This window comes from Burkholderia sp. 22313, assembly GCF_052045245.1.
Classification (GTDB): Bacteria; Pseudomonadota; Gammaproteobacteria; order Burkholderiales; family Burkholderiaceae; genus Burkholderia.
In genome coordinates, this window is record NZ_JBQEON010000004.1 from 108,518 (window position 1) to 127,859 (window position 19,342).

16 protein-coding genes are annotated in these 19,342 nt (G+C 66.6%); 8 read left to right on the forward strand and 8 right to left on the reverse strand.

What is annotated here, in order from left to right; genetic code table 11:
• Positions 1-10 precede the first annotated feature (10 nt).
• Positions 11-1,276 carry an RsmB/NOP family class I SAM-dependent RNA methyltransferase gene (locus tag ACTJKF_RS05350; RefSeq protein ID WP_440622525.1) on the reverse strand — a complete coding sequence of 422 codons (1,266 nt, stop codon included), beginning with the start codon at positions 1,274-1,276 and terminating at the stop codon, positions 11-13.
• Complete coding sequence (purN, locus tag ACTJKF_RS05355; RefSeq protein ID WP_440622526.1) at positions 1,273-1,935, reverse strand: phosphoribosylglycinamide formyltransferase; 663 nt, start codon at positions 1,933-1,935, stop codon at positions 1,273-1,275. The genes ACTJKF_RS05350 and purN overlap by 4 nt, the downstream gene beginning before the upstream one ends.
• Before the next feature lie 122 nt (positions 1,936-2,057).
• Here purN and ACTJKF_RS05360 point away from each other — a divergent pair, with 122 nt between their 5' ends.
• From ACTJKF_RS05360 to dut, 5 genes are all read left to right on the forward strand, one after another.
• Positions 2,058-3,050 carry a bifunctional riboflavin kinase/FAD synthetase gene (locus tag ACTJKF_RS05360; RefSeq protein WP_440622527.1) on the forward strand — a complete coding sequence of 331 codons (993 nt, stop codon included), beginning with the start codon at positions 2,058-2,060 and terminating at the stop codon, positions 3,048-3,050.
• Between the two features lie 102 nt (positions 3,051-3,152).
• Positions 3,153-5,990 carry an isoleucine--tRNA ligase gene (gene ileS, locus ACTJKF_RS05365; RefSeq protein WP_440622528.1) on the forward strand — a complete coding sequence of 946 codons (2,838 nt, stop codon included), beginning with the start codon at positions 3,153-3,155 and terminating at the stop codon, positions 5,988-5,990.
• Between the two features lie 2 nt (positions 5,991-5,992).
• Positions 5,993-6,493: a signal peptidase II gene (gene lspA, locus ACTJKF_RS05370; RefSeq protein ID WP_440622529.1), complete on the forward strand. Its 501-nt coding sequence runs from the start codon at positions 5,993-5,995 to the stop codon at positions 6,491-6,493.
• A gap of 67 nt (positions 6,494-6,560) precedes the next feature.
• Positions 6,561-7,772 (forward strand): bifunctional phosphopantothenoylcysteine decarboxylase/phosphopantothenate--cysteine ligase CoaBC, encoded by a 1,212-nt coding sequence (gene coaBC, locus ACTJKF_RS05375; protein WP_440622530.1) that lies wholly within the window; start codon positions 6,561-6,563, stop codon positions 7,770-7,772.
• Between the two features lie 55 nt (positions 7,773-7,827).
• Entirely contained in the window at positions 7,828-8,274 is a 447-nt protein-coding gene (gene dut, locus ACTJKF_RS05380) for a dUTP diphosphatase (protein WP_440622531.1), read from the forward strand.
• 59 nt (positions 8,275-8,333) lie between these two features.
• Here dut and ACTJKF_RS05385 read toward each other — a convergent pair whose 3' ends face one another.
• The 4 genes from ACTJKF_RS05385 to clpS form a co-directional block, all read right to left on the reverse strand.
• A complete protein-coding gene (locus ACTJKF_RS05385) occupies positions 8,334-9,104 on the reverse strand; it encodes a COG4705 family protein (protein WP_440622532.1) in 771 nt (256 codons plus the stop codon).
• Positions 9,105-9,217: 113 nt separating this feature from the next.
• A complete protein-coding gene (locus ACTJKF_RS05390; protein ID WP_440622533.1) occupies positions 9,218-10,597 on the reverse strand; it encodes an amino acid permease in 1,380 nt (459 codons plus the stop codon).
• Between the two features lie 103 nt (positions 10,598-10,700).
• Positions 10,701-13,001, reverse strand: coding sequence for an ATP-dependent Clp protease ATP-binding subunit ClpA (gene clpA, locus ACTJKF_RS05395; RefSeq protein WP_440622534.1), 2,301 nt, complete (start codon positions 12,999-13,001; stop codon positions 10,701-10,703).
• A complete protein-coding gene (clpS, locus tag ACTJKF_RS05400) occupies positions 12,998-13,312 on the reverse strand; it encodes an ATP-dependent Clp protease adapter ClpS (protein WP_006398529.1) in 315 nt (104 codons plus the stop codon). Before clpS ends, clpA begins: the two co-directional genes overlap by 4 nt.
• A gap of 227 nt (positions 13,313-13,539) precedes the next feature.
• Here clpS and ACTJKF_RS05405 point away from each other — a divergent pair, with 227 nt between their 5' ends.
• Positions 13,540-13,803 carry a hypothetical protein gene (locus tag ACTJKF_RS05405; protein ID WP_440622535.1) on the forward strand — a complete coding sequence of 88 codons (264 nt, stop codon included), beginning with the start codon at positions 13,540-13,542 and terminating at the stop codon, positions 13,801-13,803.
• 56 nt (positions 13,804-13,859) lie between these two features.
• Entirely contained in the window at positions 13,860-14,063 is a 204-nt protein-coding gene (locus tag ACTJKF_RS05410) for a cold-shock protein (protein WP_006478030.1), read from the forward strand.
• 181 nt (positions 14,064-14,244) lie between these two features.
• Here the strand turns inward: ACTJKF_RS05410 and ACTJKF_RS05415 are convergent, their stop codons facing one another.
• The gene (locus tag ACTJKF_RS05415; RefSeq protein ID WP_440622536.1) at positions 14,245-15,852 is read right to left on the reverse strand and encodes a multicopper oxidase family protein; all 1,608 of its coding nucleotides are present in this window, start codon (positions 15,850-15,852) and stop codon (positions 14,245-14,247) included.
• A 691-nt stretch (positions 15,853-16,543) separates the two neighbouring features.
• Here ACTJKF_RS05415 and ACTJKF_RS05420 point away from each other — a divergent pair.
• Positions 16,544-16,768 (forward strand): hypothetical protein, encoded by a 225-nt coding sequence (locus ACTJKF_RS05420; protein WP_175872780.1) that lies wholly within the window; start codon positions 16,544-16,546, stop codon positions 16,766-16,768.
• A 138-nt stretch (positions 16,769-16,906) separates the two neighbouring features.
• Here the strand turns inward: ACTJKF_RS05420 and ACTJKF_RS05425 are convergent, their stop codons facing one another.
• A complete protein-coding gene (locus ACTJKF_RS05425; protein WP_440622537.1) occupies positions 16,907-19,135 on the reverse strand; it encodes an NADP-dependent isocitrate dehydrogenase in 2,229 nt (742 codons plus the stop codon).
• Between the last annotated feature and the right edge of the window lie 207 nt (positions 19,136-19,342).

Below are 19,342 nucleotides of genomic sequence, written 5' to 3' on the forward strand. Positions count from 1 at the left end.
CGCCCTGCCGTTACTGCGCGGCGCGCCGTTCGAGCACCGCGGCGAAGAAGCCGTCGGTGGCATGGCGGTGCGGCCACAGCGACAGGTAGTCGCCGGTCTCGAGTTCGATGCGCTGGTCAGCCAGCACCTTCTGCGCGGGGACCAGCACGAAGTCCGGATGGTCGGCCAGGAACTGCTCGACGATCGCCTCGTTCTCCGCGTGGAGCACGCTGCAGGTCGCGTACACGAGCCGGCCGCCCTTCTTCACGAGACGCGCGGCGCTCGCGAGGATCGACGCCTGCTTCGGCGTGAGCTCCTCGATCGACGTGCGCGTCTGACGCCACTTCAGGTCGGGATTGCGGCGCAGCGTGCCGAGGCCGCTGCACGGCGCGTCGACCAGCACGCGGTCGATCTTGCCGGCGAGCCGCTTGATCTTCGCGTCGTGCTCGCTGTCGATCAGCACCGGGTTCACGTTCGACAGCCCGCTGCGCGCGAGGCGCGGCTTCAGCTTCGTGAGGCGCTTTTCCGACACGTCGAACGCATAGAGGCGCCCGGTCGAGCGCATCATCGCGCCGAGCGCGAGCGTCTTGCCGCCGGCGCCCGCGCAGAAATCGACGACCATCTCGCCGCGGCGCGGCGCGACCAGCGAACACAGCAGCTGGCTGCCTTCGTCCTGCACCTCGATCTGGCCTTCCTCGAACAGCTTCAGGCGCGTCAGCGCCGGCTTGCCGACGACGCGCACGCCCTGCGGCGCGAACGGCGTTGCGCCCGCGTCGATGCCGTTCGCGCGCAGCGCGTCGATCACCTGGTCGCGCGTCGCCTTCTGCGCATTGGCGCGCAGGTCGAGCGGCGCCGGGTAGTTCAGCGCGGCGGCGAGCTGCCCGAGCTCGTCGGCGTCGAACCGGGCCGACAGCGCCTGGTAGATCCAGTCCGGCAGGTTCGTGCGCACGCGCACCGGCAGGCTCGCCGGGTCAATCTTCGACACGTGCTCGAGCCACGCGGCCTCGGTGGCGGAAACGAACGGCTTCAGCGCGTTGCGGCCGAGCGTCTGCATCAGGCCCAGCAGCGTGAGGCGCCGCGCGGGGCTGCCCGTGCCGCTCTCGGCCAGGTGCGCAAATTCCATCTTCCGGCGCAGCACCGCGAACACCGCCTCGGCGATCACGCCGCGCTCGGCATGCCCGAGCTTCGGGTGCGCGCGGAAGAACCGGCTCGTCGTCGCGTCGGCGGGGCCGGCGAACTTCAGCACCTCGGCCAGCAAGGTCTCGGTCTGGCCAATCAGGAATCCGTGCAGCTTCATACGCCCTCGCTCGTTTCGGTATGCGGTTGATCCGCGAAAATCCAGCGCGCCGCTTCCGGCGCCACCACTGCCCGCCCGTTCTCGAGGCGCAGGCGCCCCTCGACGAACCAGCGCACCGCACGCGGATACAGCACATGCTCGACCGTCAGCACGCGTTGCGCGAGCGCGGCCGCATCGTCGCCCGCGCGCACCGGCACCGCGCCCTGCGCGACGATCGCGCCGCTGTCGAGCTCGGGAATCACGAAATGCACGCTCGCGCCATGCAGCGCAACGCCGGCATCCAGCGCCTGCTGGTGCGTATGAATGCCCTTGAAGCTCGGCAACAGCGACGGATGGATGTTCAGCAGCCGGCCCTCATATCGTCTGACGAAATCGGGCGTCAGGATGCGCATGAAGCCGGCGAGCACGACGAGATCGGGTGCGAAACGGTCGATTTCGGCGGCGAGCGCCGCATCGAAGCTGTCGCGGCCGTCGAACGAACGATGGTCGACCACCGCCGTCGCCACACCGTGCGACGCGGCAAAAGCCAGGCCGGCCGCATCGGGCCGGTTGGCGATCACGGCAGCGACCTCGGCCGGCCAGCGCTCCTGCGCGCACGCGCGGACGATGGCCTCCATGTTGCTGCCGCGACCGGAAATCAGGATCACGAGTTTTTTCATCCGCGAATTTTACCATTCGCCCCCGCGTTTCCCTCCTTCTCGGCCGCCCGGCCGCCCGAACGTTTATAATCTTCTGCTTTGCGGCATCCCACCGCCCATTCCCCGACGCTGCATCCGCTATCGTGAAAGTCTTCCGCGGCCTGCCCAACGCCGAGAGCCGCGCGCCGTGCGCGCTGACGATCGGCAACTTCGACGGTGTCCATCGCGGCCACCAGGCCCTGCTCGCGCGCGTGCGCGCGGCAGCGGACGCGCGCGGCCTGCCCGTGTGCGTGATGACCTTCGAGCCGCACCCGCGCGAATTCTTCAACCCGGCCGGCGCGCCGCCGCGCATCGCGATGCTGCGCGACAAGCTGGAAGCGCTGCGCGACCACGGGGTCGACCGCGTCGTCGTCGAGCACTTCAACCACACGTTCGCGAGCCAGTCGCCGCAGGCGTTCGTCGAACGCACGCTGGTCGGCGGGCTGCACACGCGCTGGATGATGGTCGGCGACGATTTCTGCTACGGCGCGAAGCGCGCGGGCACCTTCGACACGCTGAAGGCGGCCGGCGAGCAATACGGTTTCGAGGTCGAGCAAATGGGCACGGTCGCCGGCAGCGACGGCACGCGCATCTCCAGCTCGGGCGTGCGCGCCGCGCTCGCCGCCGGCAATCTCGACGCGGCCGCGCAAGCGCTCGGCCACGGCTACGCGATCAGCGGCCACGTCGCGCACGGGCTGAAGCTCGGCCGCGACCTCGGCTTCCCGACCCTGAACCTGCCGATCGCGCACAAGCGGCCGGCGCTCGCGGGCATCTTCGTCGTGCAGGTGCACGGCCTCGGCCCCGCCCCGCTGCCGGGTGTCGCGAGCCTCGGGCTGCGCCCGACCGTCGACGATTCCGGCCGCGTGCTGCTCGAAGTCCACCTGCTCGACTGGCACGGCGATGCGTACGGCAAGCTGATCCGCGTCGAATTCCTGAAGAAGCTGCGCGACGAAGCGAAGTTCGACGATCTCGAGGCGCTGTCGCGCGCGATCGCGCTGGACGTCGCGAATGCGCGCGCGTACTTCGTCGAGCGCGATCGTGCGCCGGGCAGCAGCGCGACCGGCTTCTCGACGTCGGCGACCGACCGAATTAGCTGATCCGGCCGGCGGCGCCGCGCGCCGCGCCCTTGCGCCGCCGACACGCGCGCATCCCCGATTCACGACGCACGAGCGTCCCCCGATTTAGATAGCGATCCCATCATGAGCAACAAGAAAGCCGATTCGAAACCGCAGGCCAAGTATCCGGTCAACCTGCTCGACACGCCGTTCCCGATGCGCGGCGACCTGCCCAAGCGCGAGCCGCAGTGGGTCAAGGAGTGGGAAGAGCGCGGCATCTACGAGAAGATCCGCGCGGCCAGCAAGGGCCGGCCGAAGTTCATCCTGCACGACGGCCCCCCGTACGCGAACGGCGACATCCACCTCGGTCACGCGGTCAACAAGATCCTGAAGGACATCGTCGTCAAGTCGCGCAACATGGCCGGCTTCGACGCGCCGTACGTACCGGGCTGGGATTGCCACGGGATGCCGATCGAGATCCAGATCGAGAAGCAGTTCGGCAAGTCGCTGCCGGCGGCCGACGTGATGAGCAAGGCGCGCGCGTACGCGACCGAGCAGATCGAAAAGCAGAAGGTCGGCTTCAAGCGTCTCGGCGTGCTCGGCGACTGGGCGAACCCGTACAAGACGATGAACTTCGTCAACGAGGCGGAAGAACTCCGCGCGCTCGGCAAGATCATCGAGAAGGGCTACGTGTATCGCGGGCTGAAGCCGGTGAACTGGTGCTTCGACTGCGGCTCGGCGCTCGCCGAGGCGGAAGTCGAGTACAAGGACCGCACCGACCCGACGATCGACGTGATGTTCGCGTTCGCGGAACCGGAAAAGACCGCGCAGGCATTCGGCCTGCCGGCGCTGCCGCGCGCCGAGGGCGGCATCGTGATCTGGACCACCACGCCGTGGACGATCCCCGCCAACCAGGCGCTGAACCTCCATCCGGAAATCGTCTACGCGCTGGTCGACACCGAGCGCGGGCTGCTGATCATCGCGGAAGAACGCGTCGAAGCCTGCATGACCGACTTCAAGCTGACCGGCCGCGTCGTCGCGACCGCGCCGGGCGTGAAGCTCGCGAACCTGCGCTTCCACCATCCGCTCGCGTCGGCCCACCCCGGCTACAAGCGCACCGCGCCCGTCTACCTCGGCGACTACGTGACGACCGACACCGGTACCGGCGTCGTGCACTCGTCGCCCGCGTACGGTATCGAAGACTTCATGTCGTGCAAGGCGCACGGGATGACCGATTCGGACTTCATCAACCCGGTGATGGGCGACGGCCGCTACATCGAATCGCTGCCGCTGTTCGGCGGCCTGTCGATCTGGGACGCGAACCCGAAGATCGTCGACGCACTGAACGCGGCCGGCTCGCTGCTGCGCAGCGAGAAGTACACGCACAGCTACATGCACTGCTGGCGCCACAAGACGCCGATCATCTACCGTGCAACGTCGCAGTGGTTCGCCGGCATGGACGTGACGCCGCGCGACGGCAGCAAGACGCTGCGCGAAACGGCGCTCGAAGGCGTCGACGCGACCGCGTTCTACCCGTCCTGGGGCAAGCAGCGCCTGTTCAGCATGATCGCGAACCGCCCCGACTGGACGCTGTCGCGCCAGCGCCAGTGGGGCGTGCCGATGGCGTTCTTCGTGCACAAGGAAACCGGCGAGCTGCACCCGCGCACGCTCGAGCTGCTCGAGGAAGTCGCGAAGCGCGTCGAGCAGTCGGGCATCGAGGCGTGGCAGTCGCTCGATCCGCGCGAACTGCTCGGCGACGATGCAAACATGTACGAGAAGAACCGCGACACGCTCGACGTGTGGTTCGACTCGGGCACGACGCACTGGCACGTGCTGCGCGGTTCGCACAAGGATCAGCTGCAGTTCCCGGCCGACCTGTACCTCGAAGGCTCGGACCAGCACCGCGGCTGGTTCCACTCGTCGCTGTTGACCGCATCGATGATCGACGGCCGCGCGCCGTACAAGGGCCTGCTCACGCACGGCTTCACGGTCGACGGCGAAGGCCGCAAGATGAGCAAGTCGCTCGGCAACGGCGTCGATCCGCATGAAGTCGCGAACCGCCTCGGCGCGGAAATCATCCGCCTGTGGATCGCGTCGACCGACTATTCGGGCGAGCTCGCGATCTCCGAGGAAATCCTGAAGCGCGTGACGGAAGGCTATCGCCGCATCCGCAACACGCTGCGCTTCCTGCTCGCGAACCTGTCGGACTTCGACTTCGCACAGCACGCGGTGCCGGTGGAAGAATGGCTCGAGATCGACCGTTACGCGGTCGCGTTCTCCGCGCAACTGCAGACGGAACTGCTCGGCTATTACGAGAAGTACGAATTCCACCCGGTCGTCGCGAAGCTGCAGACGTACTGCTCGGAAGACCTCGGCGGCTTCTACCTCGACGTGCTGAAGGACCGCCTGTACACGAGCGCGGCCGATTCGCGCGCGCGCCGCTCCGCGCAAACCGCGCTGTACCACCTGACGCACGGCCTGCTGCGCGTGCTCGCGCCGTTCCTGTCGTTCACCGCGGAAGAAGCGTGGAAGGTGTTCCAGCCGGCCAGCGACACCGTGTTCACGGAAACGTACTATGCGTATCCGGAAGTCGCCGGCTCGGCCGCGCTGATCGAGAAGTGGGCACTGCTGCGCGACGTGCGCGGCAACGTGACGAAGGCGCTCGAGGAAGCGCGCACCGCGAACCGCATCGGTTCGTCGCTGCAGGCCGAAGTGGCCGTGCATGCGAGCGGCGCCCGCTACGACGCGCTCACGAGCCTCGGCGAAGACCTGAAGTTCGTGCTGATCACGTCGGCGGCGACGGTCGTGAAGGTCGACGACGAAGCCCAGGAAAGCGTCGACGTGGCCGCGTCGAAGTACCAGAAGTGCGAACGCTGCTGGCACTACCGCGAGGACGTCGGCGCGCACGCCGATCATCCGACGCTGTGCGGCCGCTGCTTCTCGAACCTGTTTGAAAACGGCGAAATCCGGAGCGCTGCCTGACCATGGCGAAAACCCTGTCGAAACCGGCCAGCGGCGCGCTCGGGCCCTGGCTCGGCATTTCGCTGATCGTGATCCTGTTCGATCAGCTGTCGAAGATCGCGATCCAGAAAACGTTCGCGTACGGCGCGCAGCATGCGCTGACGTCGTTCTTCAACCTCGTGCTGGTGTACAACCGCGGCGCCGCGTTCGGCTTCCTGTCGGCCGCGAGCGGCTGGCAGCGCTGGGCGTTCACCGCGCTCGGCATCGGCGCGACGCTCGTGATCTGCTTCCTGCTGCGCCGCCACGGCCAGCAGCGGCTGTTCAGCCTGTCGCTCTCGCTGATCCTCGGCGGCGCACTCGGCAACGTGATCGATCGGCTGCTCTACGGCCACGTGATCGACTTTCTCGATTTCCACCTCGGCGCCTGGCACTTCCCGGCGTTCAACCTCGCCGATTCCGCGATCACGGTCGGTGCGGTGCTGCTGATCTACGACGAACTGCGTCGCGTGCGCGGCTCGCGCTGAGCGCGCATACTCGGCGTCGACGGCCGGCTTCGCGCCGGCCGTTCCGTTTGACCCTTGGAGGCCTGAGTTGGCACACGCAGAACTCGCAGGAAAACACCTCGTTCTCGGCCTGACCGGCGGCATCGCCTGCTACAAGATCGCCGAGCTCACGCGGCTGCTCACGAAGGCCGGCGCGACCGTGCAGATCGTGATGACCGACGCCGCCACGCAGTTCATCACGCCCGTCACGATGCAGGCGCTGTCCGGCCGGCCCGTCTACACGAGCCAGTGGGACGCACGCATCGACAACAACATGGCGCACATCGACCTGTCGCGCGAAGCCGACGCGATCGTGATCGCGCCCGCGTCGACGGATTTCCTCGCGAAGCTCGCGCACGGGTTCGCGGACGACCTGCTGTCGACGTTGTGCGTCGCGCGCGACTGCCCGCTGCTCGTCGTGCCCGCGATGAACCGCCAGATGTGGCAGAACCCGGCCACGCAACGCAATGCCGCGCAACTGCGCGCTGACGGCGTGTCGGTGCTCGGCCCCGATTCGGGCGCGCAAGCCTGCGGCGAAGTCGGCGACGGCCGCATGCTCGAACCCGAGGCGATCCATGAAGCGATCGTCGCGCACTTCGCGCCGAAGGTGCTCGCGCATCGTCGCGTGCTGATCACGGCCGGCCCGACGTTCGAGCCGCTCGATCCGGTGCGCGGCCTCACGAACCGCTCGAGCGGCAAGATGGGCTTCGCGCTCGCGCGCGCCGCGCAGCACGCCGGCGCCGACGTGCATCTCGTCGCCGGGCCGGTCGCGCTCGACACGCCGTGGGGCGTGTACCGTCAGGATGTGCAGACCGCGCAGCAGATGTACGACGCGGTGATGCACGCGGTGTCCGACGCCGACATCTTCATCGCGGTGGCCGCGGTCGCCGACTGGCGCGTCGAGCAGCCGGCCGAGCACAAGATGAAGAAGACGGCCGATCGCAAGATGCCGGCGCTCGCGTTCGTCGAGAACCCCGACATCCTCGCGTCGGTCGCGGCATTGCCCGATCCGCCGTTCTGCGTCGGTTTCGCCGCCGAGAGCGGCGACCTCGACGTGCATGGCGACGAGAAGCGCAAGCGCAAGAACGTGCCACTGCTGGTCGGCAACCTCGGCCCGCAGACGTTCGGCCGCGACGACAACGAAGTCGTGCTGTTCGAGGCGGCCGGCCTCACGCGCCTGCCGCGCGCACCGAAGGACGAACTCGCGCACGCGCTCGTCGCCGAAATCGCGAAGCGCCTGCCCGACAACCGCCTGATCTGATCCCTTGCGCGGCGGCACGCGCCGCCGCGCCCTTCCCGACCGATTCGACGACCGCATGAAACTCGACCTGAAGATTCTCGACGCGCGCATGCGCGACTACCTGCCTGCCTACGCGACCACCGGCAGCGCGGGCCTCGACCTGCGCGCGTGCCTCGACGCGCCCGTCACGCTGCAGCCGGGCGAAACGACGCTGGTGCCGACGGGCCTCGCGATCCACCTCGCCGACCCCGGCTACGCGGCGCTGATCCTGCCGCGCTCGGGCCTCGGCCACAAGCACGGGATCGTGCTCGGCAACCTGGTCGGCCTGATCGATTCCGACTACCAGGGCCAGCTGATGGTATCGACGTGGAACCGTGGCCAGACCGAGTTCGTGCTGAACCCGTTCGAGCGGCTCGCGCAGCTCGTGATCGTGCCGGTCGTGCAGGCGCAGTTCAACATCGTCGGCGACTTCGCGCAAAGCGATCGCGGCGATGGCGGCTTCGGCAGCACCGGGCGTCACTGAACGGCGCAATGAAGAAAAGGGGCCACGCGGCCCCTTTTTTCGTTTCCGTCCGATTTCGCTCACTGATCGGCCGTCTGCGCGATCCGCGCGGGTGCCAGCTCGCGTCGCCGCGCGTGCGCGATGCTCGCGTAGATCACCATCGCGACCAGCACCCCGAGCAGCACGGCCGACGAGCCGACCGTGCCGAGCGCAAGTCCGCCCTTCGCGACCGGTTTCGTCAGCAGGTCGCCGACCGTCGCCCCGAACGGACGCGTGAGCACGAACGCCGCCCAGAACAGCAGCACGCCGGACAGGCGCGTGAAGTAGTGCGCGAGCACGATCGCCGCGAGCAGCCCGCCGATCAGCAGCGCGCCGCCGCCAAAGCCGAGGCCCGAGCTGTCCGCGAGGAAATCGCCGAGCGCGGTGCCGAGCGTGTTCGAGAACAGGATCGCGATCCAGTACAGCAGCTCGACCTTGCGCGTGCGGATCAGGTCGACCGACAGCGATTCGCCGCTCAGGCGCCACACCGCGAAGATCGCCAGCAGGATCGCGACGAGGATCGACGAGCCGGCCGCGTAGCCGAGGCCGAGCGTGCGATCCATGAAATCGGACATCGTCGTGCCCGCGGTGCTGGTCGCGACGATCACGGCCCAGTAGATCGCCGGGCGATAGCCGGTCGTCCGGAGCTGTGCACCGAGCGTGACAAGAAAGAAACCGAACAGCAGGATCGAGCTCGCCGCGTAGCCGACGTTCAGCGTCATCGACAGCAGGTCGCCGCCGGTCTCGCCGAGCGTCGTCGCGCAGATCTTCATGATCCAGAACGCGAGCGTGATTTCGGGAAGTTTGTTCATTCGAACCCCTTGTGCAGATAGCGTCGGGCTGGCGTGCGCCAGCCCGGATCGCGGACAGGTTCGAATATAGCCGCCGCCGGCTTAACGGAACCTTAGCGCCGTCACGGCACGCGTCAACGCGCGTGCTGGTGCCGATAGTGCAGCGCGTACGCGAGCGTCAGCAACACGACGAACACGACACCGACCACCATCGTCATCCGGAACTCGCGCGTGAACGCGGTCGTCAGCAGGATCGCGCCGACGAGCCCGGCACCCAGCAGGCTACCGAACGGGTGTCCCCACATCCGGAACGCGAGCGCCGGGCCGCTGTACCGCGCGCGAAAGCGCAGATGCGTGACGAAGATCATCATCCACGTGAACAGCGCGCCGAACATCGCGATCGCCATCATCACGGTGAACGCGGTGTCGGGCGACAGCGCGACCAGCACGGCCGCGACCGCGACACCGCTGGTCGAGATCCACAGCGCCGCCCGCGGCACGCCGTTGGCGCCGAGCCGACCGAACACGGCGGGCGCGAGCCGCGCGCGCGACAGGCTGAACATCATGCGCGTCGTCACGTACAGCTGGCTGTTCATCGCGGAGAGCGCCGCGATCAGCAGCACGAAGTTGATCACGCCGGCCGCATACGGCACGTGGGTCGCGGCCATCACCTTCACGAACGGGCTTTCGTCGGTGCCGGCCTGCGTCCAGGGCACGATTGCAAGCATCAGCGACAGCGTCAGCAGGTAGAACAGCACGAGCCGGAACACCGTCGAGCGGAATGCGCGCGTGACCGCGTGCTGCGGATCGCGCGCCTCGCCAGCCGCGATCGCGACCGCCTCGATGCTCATGTAGCTGAAGATCGCGACGATCACCGCGACCCAGGTGCCCCACGGCCCTTTCGGCATGAAGCCGCCGTGCGCGGTGTAGTTCGCGAAGCCGATGCCCGACGCCGCCGGGGCCGACCACACGAGATAGGCGCCGAGCACGATGAACACGACGATCGCCGCGATCTTCAGCAGCGAGAACGCGTATTCGACCGTCCCGTACAGCGTGACGCTCGCGAGGTTCACCGCGATCAGCAGCGCGGAGAACCCGATCACCCAGTACCAGCCGGGCACGGCCGGAAACCAGTACTTCATGAAGACGGCGATCGCGCTGATCTCGGTGCCGATCGCGAACACGACCGCGAACCAGTATGCATAGCGCACGAGAAAACCCGCGAGCGGGCCGACGTAGTGCTCGGCATACGCGCCGAACGACCCGGCCGTCGGATGCGCGACCGTCATTTCCGCGAGCGCGCCCATCAGCAGCAGCGCGATCAGCGCGCCGATCGCATACGAAACGAGCACGCTCGGGCCCGCGAGCCCGATCGCGAAGCCGCTGCCCAGGAACAGCCCCGTGCCGATCGCGCCGCCGATCGCGATCATTGCCATCTGCCCCGACGTCAGCGCATGGCGCAACCCTTGTTCGCGCGCGACGATGGTGTCGAACGACCGTTGTTGTTGTGTCACTGCGTTACCACTCCCCTGCCCCACCATCGCGCCGCCGGCGCCGGATAAAACGAAACGGCGCGGAGGACTTCCCGCGCCGTTCGCATGAACAACGAATTATCGCTTAGTCGACTTCGACCGTCTCTTCATTCGGCTTGTGCGGCGGATTCGCCAGCTTGTCGAACGACAACTGCACCTTGTCGCTTTCGTCGACGTCGACCGTCACATGACCGCCGTTCACGAGCTTGCCGAACAGCAGCTCGTCGGCCAGCGCGCGACGGATCGTGTCCTGGATCAGCCGCTGCATCGGCCGCGCGCCCATCAGCGGGTCGAAGCCGTGCTTCGCGAGATGCTTGCGCAGCGCGTCGGTAAAGAGCGCGTCGACCTTCTTCTCGTGCAGCTGCTCCTCGAGCTGGATCAGGAACTTGTCGACCACGCGCATGATGATTTCCTCATCGAGCGAGCGGAAGCTGATGATCGAATCCAGGCGGTTACGGAACTCCGGCGTGAACAGGCGCTTGATGTCGGTCATCTCGTCGCCGGTCTCGCGGCGCGTCGTGAAGCCGATCGTCGCCTTCTGCATCGACTCGGCGCCCGCGTTCGTCGTCATGATGATGATGACGTTGCGGAAATCCGCCTTGCGGCCGTTGTTGTCCGTCAGCGTGCCGTGGTCCATCACCTGCAGCAGCACGTTGAAGATGTCCGGATGCGCCTTCTCGATTTCGTCGAGCAGCAGCACGCAATGCGGCTTCTTCGTGACGGCTTCGGTCAGCAACCCTCCCTGGTCGAACCCGACGTAGCCCGGCGGCGCGCCGATCAGGCGGCTCACCGCGTGACGCTCCATGTATTCCGACATGTCGAAGCGGATCAGCTCGATGCCGAGCGTGAACGCGAGCTGGCGCGCCACTTCGGTCTTGCCGACGCCCGTCGGGCCGGAGAACAGGAACGCGCCGATCGGCTTGTCCATCTTGCCGAGGCCCGCGCGCGCCATCTTGATCGATGCGGCGAGCGCGTCGATCGCGGGATCCTGGCCGAACACAACGCTCTTCAGGTCGCGATCGAGCGTCTGCAGCTTGCTGCGATCGTCCTGCGACACGCTCTGCGCCGGCACGCGCGCGATCTTCGAGATGATTTCCTCGATCTCGCTCTTGCCGATCGTCTTCTTCTGCTTCGACTTCGGCAGGATGCGCTGCGCGGCGCCCGCTTCGTCGATCACGTCGATCGCCTTGTCCGGCAGGTGACGGTCGGTGATGAAGCGCGCCGACAGTTCGGCCGCGGCCGACAGGGCACCCGACGAATACTTGACGCCGTGATGTTCCTCGAAGCGCGACTTCAGCCCGCGCAGGATCGCGATCGTCTGCTCGACGGTCGGCTCCGTCACGTCGACCTTCTGGAAGCGCCGCGACAGCGCCGCATCCTTCTCGAAGATGCCGCGATATTCGGTGAACGTGGTCGCGCCGATGCACTTGAGCGTGCCCGACGACAGCGCCGGCTTCAGCAGGTTCGATGCGTCGAGCGTGCCGCCCGATGCGGCGCCCGCGCCGATCAGCGTGTGAATCTCGTCGATGAACAGGATCGCGTGCGGACGCTCCTTCAGCTCCTTCAGCACCGTCTTCAGACGCTGCTCGAAGTCGCCGCGATACTTGGTGCCCGCGAGCAGCGCGCCCATGTCGAGCGAATACACCTGCGCGTTCGCGAGGATGTCCGGCACTTCGCCGCGCGTGATGCGATACGCGAGCCCTTCCGCGATCGCGGTCTTGCCGACCCCGGCTTCACCGACGAGCAGCGGATTGTTCTTGCGGCGGCGGCACAGCACCTGCACGACGCGTTCGACCTCCGGCTCGCGCCCGATCAGCGGATCGATGCGGCCGTCCTTCGCCATCTGGTTCAGGTTCTGCGTGAACTGCGCGAGCGGGGTTTCCTTCTGCGCATTCGCGTCTTCGCTTTCCGCGCTCGCGTCGGTCGACTTCGCGGCTTCGCCGCCGTTCGTCTTCGCGATGCCGTGCGAAATGAAGTTCACGACGTCCAGGCGGGTGACGCCCTGCTGCTGCAGGTAATAGACGGCGTGCGAATCCTTTTCGCCGAAGATCGCGACCAGCACGTTCGCGCCGGTGACTTCCTTCTTGCCGTTCGACGTCGACTGGACGTGCATGATCGCGCGCTGGATCACGCGCTGGAAACCGAGCGTCGGCTGGGTATCGACATCGTCGGTGCCCGGGACGGTAGGGGTGTTGTCGTGGATGAAATTGCGCAGGTTCTGACGCAAGTCCTCGATGTTGGCCGCACATGCGCGCAACACCTCGGCTGCCGTCGGATTATCCAGCAGGGCCAGCAGCAGATGCTCGACCGTAATGAACTCATGGCGCGCCTGGCGTGCTTCCATGAACGCCATGTGCAGGCTGACTTCCAATTCCTGGGCAATCATGCTTCCTCCATCACGCACTGCAGCGGATGCCCGGCCTGCCGCGCATGGGTAACGACTTGCTCAACCTTGGTCGACGCGATGTCCCGCGTATAGACCCCACAAACCCCTCGCCCTTCGCGATGGACCTTCAGCATGATCTGCGTGGCCGTCTCGCGATCCTTCTTGAAATACTCCTGTACGACCATCACGACGAACTCCATCGGCGTGAAGTCGTCGTTCAGCAGCACCACCTTGTACATCGAAGGCGGCTTGAGCTTCTGCTGCTTGCGTTCCAGGACGGTGCTGTCCTGCTTGTCCGGGATAATCGCCATACACCCATTCTAAACAACTCGGACAGGCCCGCAATCCTGCCATTACCCGACCGACCGGCCGGCGCCCTCCCTGGTTCCCGACGACACGCGATCGTCTTCGCGCCATACGAAAGCCGGCTGCGGTGCCGGCTTTCACGCGTGGCGCGGAACACGAACCGTCAGGGGGTCACTGGCCCGGACCGTCGCATCCGCATCCAGTATCCCACAAGCCGGGACGACTCGATCGCGTGTCACTCGAGCCTGGTATATGCGCCGATTATGCGACTTTTCAAGTCCGCGCGCTTGGCGGCATGCTGCACAGCAAAGCCGGAAAAACCCTGAAAATGGGTTCTTTACAACGTCGCTCCAACCCTCTAAAAATTCCTCTTGACACCCAAATAAAGAGCGCCAACAATCAAGCTGGCACTTTTTTCAATTCGCCAGCCGGTGAAATGAAAGAGGCCGAAGGTGAGCTTGTGAGGGGGGGACGGCTGCATTTTCAGGTCGTTTAGCTTTTCGAGCGTGCTCGTGGTAAGTAGCAGCGACTGTGTGACAGGGGAAGTAGGAAATGGCAACTGGTATCGTTAAGTGGTTCAACGACGCGAAGGGCTTCGGTTTCATCACTCCCGACGAGGGCGGTGAGGATCTGTTTGCGCACTTCTCGGCTATCACCATGAATGGCTTCAAGACGCTGAAGGAAGGCCAGAAGGTGAGCTTTGACGTCGTTCAAGGCCCGAAGGGCAAGCAAGCGTCGAACATCCAGGCCGCATAAAGGCACCGGATATCAGACGAAGAAACCCGGCATTACGCCGGGTTTCTTTTTTTTGAGGCCGGCCAGTCGTTAATTCGATTGGCCGGCCTTTTCGTTCAATCCCGATAATTGAACACGCATTGTCTTGTTGCCCGCGCAGATCGAATACCGTTCATACGCGTGAAACATTATTCGATGCCCGTTACACGACCTTCAGCGTGCCCATCATGCCGAGATCCTCGTGTTCGAGAATATGGCAGTGAAACATGCGCTCGCCGGGCATGTCTTGCATCACCGCGATCGTCACGGTCTCGCCGCTCCGCACGTTCACGGTATCGCGCCACGCGCGGAACGGCTCGTTCGTGCGCGTGCCGCCCGATGCGCGCTCGATCACCTGGAATTGCGTGCCGTGCAAATGGAACGGGTGATCCATGTCGGTCGTGTTGCGGATCGCCCAGCGCTCGACGTCGCCGCGGCGGCTCGTCAGCGTCGCGCGGTGCGGCGCGTAGGTCGCGCCGTTGATCGTGAAGCGCATCCCGGCCGGGCGGCCATGCGCCGGGCCTTTCATCATCGCGTCCATGTCCATCTCCTCGCCGAACGCGACCTCCTTGTGCGCGACCGGCTCGCCGAGCGCGGGCACCGTGCGCAGCGTCGCCGGCAACGCACGGGCGGCGGCGGGCGCGAAAGTGACGTCGGCCAGCGGCAGCGCCGCGTCCGGCGGCAGGCTGCCGTGGCCGCCGTCGTGCGACATCGCCATCTTGCGGCGGTCGTATTCGGCCGCCTGCAGCACCGCACGTGACGCGCGGTCGCCCGCGCGCACCAGCAGCTCCGCGCGCTCGCCCGGCGCGAGCAGCAGCGACGTCACGCGGCGCGGCGCGTCGAACAGCCCGCCGTCGGTGCCGGCGTGCTCGAACGCGCGGCCGTCGTCGAACGCCACGCGCAGGTAGCGCGCGCTGCACGCATTCCACACGCGCCAGCGCTCGTCGCCCGCGACGTCGATCCGCGGCCGGCGCGCACCGTTGACCAACACGAACTGCCCTTCACGGCCGTTCATCCAGTCCATCATGTCGTTCGGCGGGATCGTGCCGTCGCGCGCAAGCTTCAGGTCCGACACGAACAGGTTGCGCTCCGGCCAGCCCGAGAGCGGATCGTCGGCGGCGCGCACGACGAACGGGCCAGCCAGCCCGCGAAACACCTGCTCGGCCGTCATCATGTGCGGATGCGGGTGATACCAGTAGGTGCCGGCGCTCCCCTTCGGCAGCGTGAAGCGGTACACGCGCGACGCGCCCGGCGCAACGGGATCGGACGGATTGCCATCCTGGTCGGGTGGCACCGGCAGGCCGTGCCAGTGGATCGTCGACGGTTGCGGCAATTTGTTGACGAAGCGGATTTCGACCGTGTCGCCTTCGCGCACGTCGATCAGCGGACCGACGACCGGCCCCTGCGTGCCCGTGCCGAACTGCCAGAACGTCGTCGGACGCGCACCCTGCAGCAGCGGACGCGCGATCGGTTGCGCGACCAGCGTCGCGCGGAACGTGCCGGCCTCGCGGCTTTCGTTCGCGAGCGTGCGCAGCGACGCGAGCGGCGCGCCGGCCGGCAGCGCATCCGCGGCCGCGAGCACGGCTGGCGCCGGCTTCGCGTGCTGTGCGTGGCCCGCCATCCCGGACATGCCCGACATCCCCGGCATGTCGTCCATCTGATCCATGCCGGCCATGCCCGCGTGACCGGCATGCTGCGCCCAGGCGGTGCGCGCAAACAGCGATGCGGCCGCGACACCGATGGCGCGCGACAGGAAGGTTCTCCGTATCATCAATCGATCCTCGTTATTTGTGCTGCGTCGCGCGGCCGTCGCGACATCCGCGCCAGCCGGCACGGGAAGCGCCCGTGCGCGACGCGAAACCTGATGCCCGCGTCATCATAACCGCAGCCCCCGGGCAAAACGCCGCGGCGCCGCGCAAGCGTCGATACGCCGCAGTGTGCCGGCGGATCCGGCGGTTCACGTGGTGCGTGCCGCGTTTTCGACCATCGCGCGACGCCTCGGCGCCCCGCTCCCTTGTGCCATCCGGGCCGGTCGACGCCGGGCGTCACCCTCTTTCGCCACGCCCGATCGACGCCATTTCCACTCGCCGCTCACCCCGCGATGGGCATGTCGCGCGTCGGCCGAACCTGAATCCGCCGATTTTTCACGATGTGGAAAGAGTCTCTGCGTTATAAAAATTCGTGGTGCAAAGCACCAATTCCCTGTTTCGCGATGCCAAAAATCGTTCCGCAATACAAAACGATGCAAATATCACCTTGTTTTTAAAGGATAAAATTTCTACCGAGAAACCGTTCTACGCGCACCATCGGGCGCGGCCGCGGACGTAGACTTTGTCCCATGCACTGACGCTTCGCCACGACGTTCGATTCGGAACCCGGCGCAAGCAACCCGTCGGGCCACAGCCGGATACGCCGGCGGGCGGCACACCAGAATCGCTTGTGATCAGAAAGGGAGAACGGAAATGAAGGGATTTCGCTTTGGTTCAGCGCTCGGGTCGTTCTACATCCTGCCGGCAAACGGCGGCTGGGAAGCGACGTTCGGCAACGCCCTGCTCGGCGCGTTCTCGTGCCCGGAAGTCGCGGCCGACCACATCTCCCGCGGCGACTGCGAACAGCCGTCCGAACTGGACACGGCCACGCTCGAAGTGCCGGACGAAATCGCCGAATGGGAAATCGTTCACGTCTGAATGGCACGCCTGCAACGAAAAACGCCCCGGGCGACCGGGGCGTTTTCATGTTCGGCGCAACGGCGAGCCGCGAGGCCCGCCGCGTCGGCTGTCGCCGTGGCCGTGGCTGCGGCGCGCGCGTTAGCGCGGCCGGCGGCGTCAGGCGACTGCGTCGATGATGCCGTTCAGCGTTGCGCTCGGGCGCATCGCCTTGCCGGTCAGCTCGACGTTCGGACGGTAGTAGCCGCCGATCGCCTGCGCGTTGCCCTGCGCGGCCGACAGTTCTTCCAGGATGCGCGCTTCGCTGTCGGACAGCGACTTCGCGACGCCTTCGAACTGCGCCTTCAGCGCGGCGTCCTCGGTCTGCTCGGCCAGCGCCTGCGCCCAGTACAGGCAAAGGTAGAAGTGGCTGCCGCGGTTGTCGAGGCCGCCGACCTTGCGGGCGGGAGACTTGTTCTCGTCCAGGAACTTGCCGGTCGCCTGGTCGAGCGTCTTCGCGAGCACGAGCGCCTTGGGGTTCTGGTAGGCGTTGCCGAGGTGTTCGAGCGACGCGGCCAGCGCGAGGAACTCACCCAGCGAATCCCAGCGCAGAAAGCCTTCCTCGACGAACTGCTGCACGTGCTTCGGTGCCGAACCGCCCGCTCCCGTTTCGAACATCCCGCCGCCGGCCATCAGCGGCACGATCGACAGCATCTTCGCGCTGGTGCCGAGTTCCATGATCGGGAACAGGTCGGTCAGGTAGTCGCGCAGCACGTTGCCCGTGACCGAGATCGTGTCCTTGCCCGCGCGGATGCGCTCGAGCGAGAAACGGGTCGCGTCGACCGGCGTCATGACGCGGATGTCGAGGCCGTTCGTGTCGTGGTCCTTCAGGTAGCGTTCGACCTTCGCGATGATCTGCGCGTCGTGCGCACGTGCCGGGTCGAGCCAGAACACGGCGGGGGCGCCGGTGGCGCGCGCGCGATTCACCGCGAGCTTGACCCAGTCCTGCACCGGTGCGTCCTTGGTCTGGCACATGCGCCAGATGTCGCCCGACTCGACCGCGTGCTCGAGCAGCACGTTGCCGGCTTCGTCGGTGACGCGCACGACGCCGTCGGCCGGGATCAGGAACGTCTTGTCGTGCGAACCGTATTCTTCAGCCGCCTGCGCCATCAGGCCGACGTTCGGCACGCTGCCCATCGTGACCGGGTCGAATGCGCCGTGCTGCTTGCAGTCCTCGATCACGGCCTGGTACACGCCCGCGTAGCAGCGATCCGGAATCACGGCCTTCGCGTCGTACAGAGCGCCGTCCGGGCCCCACATGCCGCCCGAATCGCGGATCATCGCCGGCATCGATGCGTCGACGATCACGTCGCTCGGCACGTGCAGGTTCGTGATGCCCTTGTCCGAGTTGACCATCGCGAGGCGCGGGCGCACCGCGTACTCGGCCTTGATGTCGGCTTCGATCGCTTCGCGCGTGTCGGCCGGCAGGTCCTTCAGGCGCGCGTACAGGTCGCCGATCCCGTTGTTCGGGTTGAAGCCGGCCTGCGCCAGCACGTCCGCATGCTTCGCGAGGGCGTCGCTGTAGAACACCGACACGAAATGACCGAACAGGATCGGGTCGGAGACCTTCATCATGGTCGCCTTCAGGTGCACCGAGAACAGCACGTCCTGCGCCTTCGCGTCGGCGATCTGCGCTTCGATGAAACTGCGCAGCGCCTTGCGGCTCATCACCGATGCGTCGATCACTTCACCGGCCTTCACGGCCGTCTTTTCCTTCAGCACCTTCTTCACGCCGTCGGCCGTCGTGAGTTCGATCTTCACGCTGCCGGCATCGGCGATCAGCGCCGACTTCTCGCTGCCGTAGAAGTCGCCTTCGCTCATGTGCGCGACGTGCGCCTTCGACGTGGCCTTCCAGGCGCCCATCTTGTGCGGATGCTTGCGGGCGTAGTTCTTGACCGACAGCGGCGCGCGACGGTCGGAGTTGCCTTCGCGCAGCACCGGGTTCACCGCGCTGCCCTTGATCTTGTCGTAGCGGGCCTTGACGGCCTTTTCCTCGTCGGTCGACGGATCTTCCGGATACGCCGGCAGCGTGTAGCCCTGCGCCTGCAGTTCGGCGATCGCGGCCTTCAGCTGCGGCACCGAGGCGCTGATGTTCGGCAGCTTGATGATGTTCGCTTCCGGCTTCAGCGTGAGCTGGCCCAGCTCGGCCAGATCGTCGGCACCCTTCTGTTCGGACGGCAGGACGTCGGCGAATGCCGCGATGATGCGGCCGGCGAGCGAGATGTCGCGCGTTTCGACGGCAACGCCGGACGAGCGCGTGAAGGCCTTGACGATCGGCAGCAGCGAGTAGGTCGCGAGCGCGGGCGCTTCGTCGGTGAGGGTATAGATGATCTTGGGCGAAGTGGACATGGTCGATGCGTTGCTACGTGAAAAATTCGGGCTGAAGAACGCCGGCGGGTAACCGGCGGGGAGCGACCGGGTCGGTCGCGAAAGGGGCGCGCCGGCTCAGCCGGGCGGTGGTGTTGCGAGGGCCGTCATGTTCTACCTTGCAGGGCATCCGGGCCGCATCGCGGCGCCGCGGCCCGCATGCCGGACCGCCCTGCCAACAAACCTGCC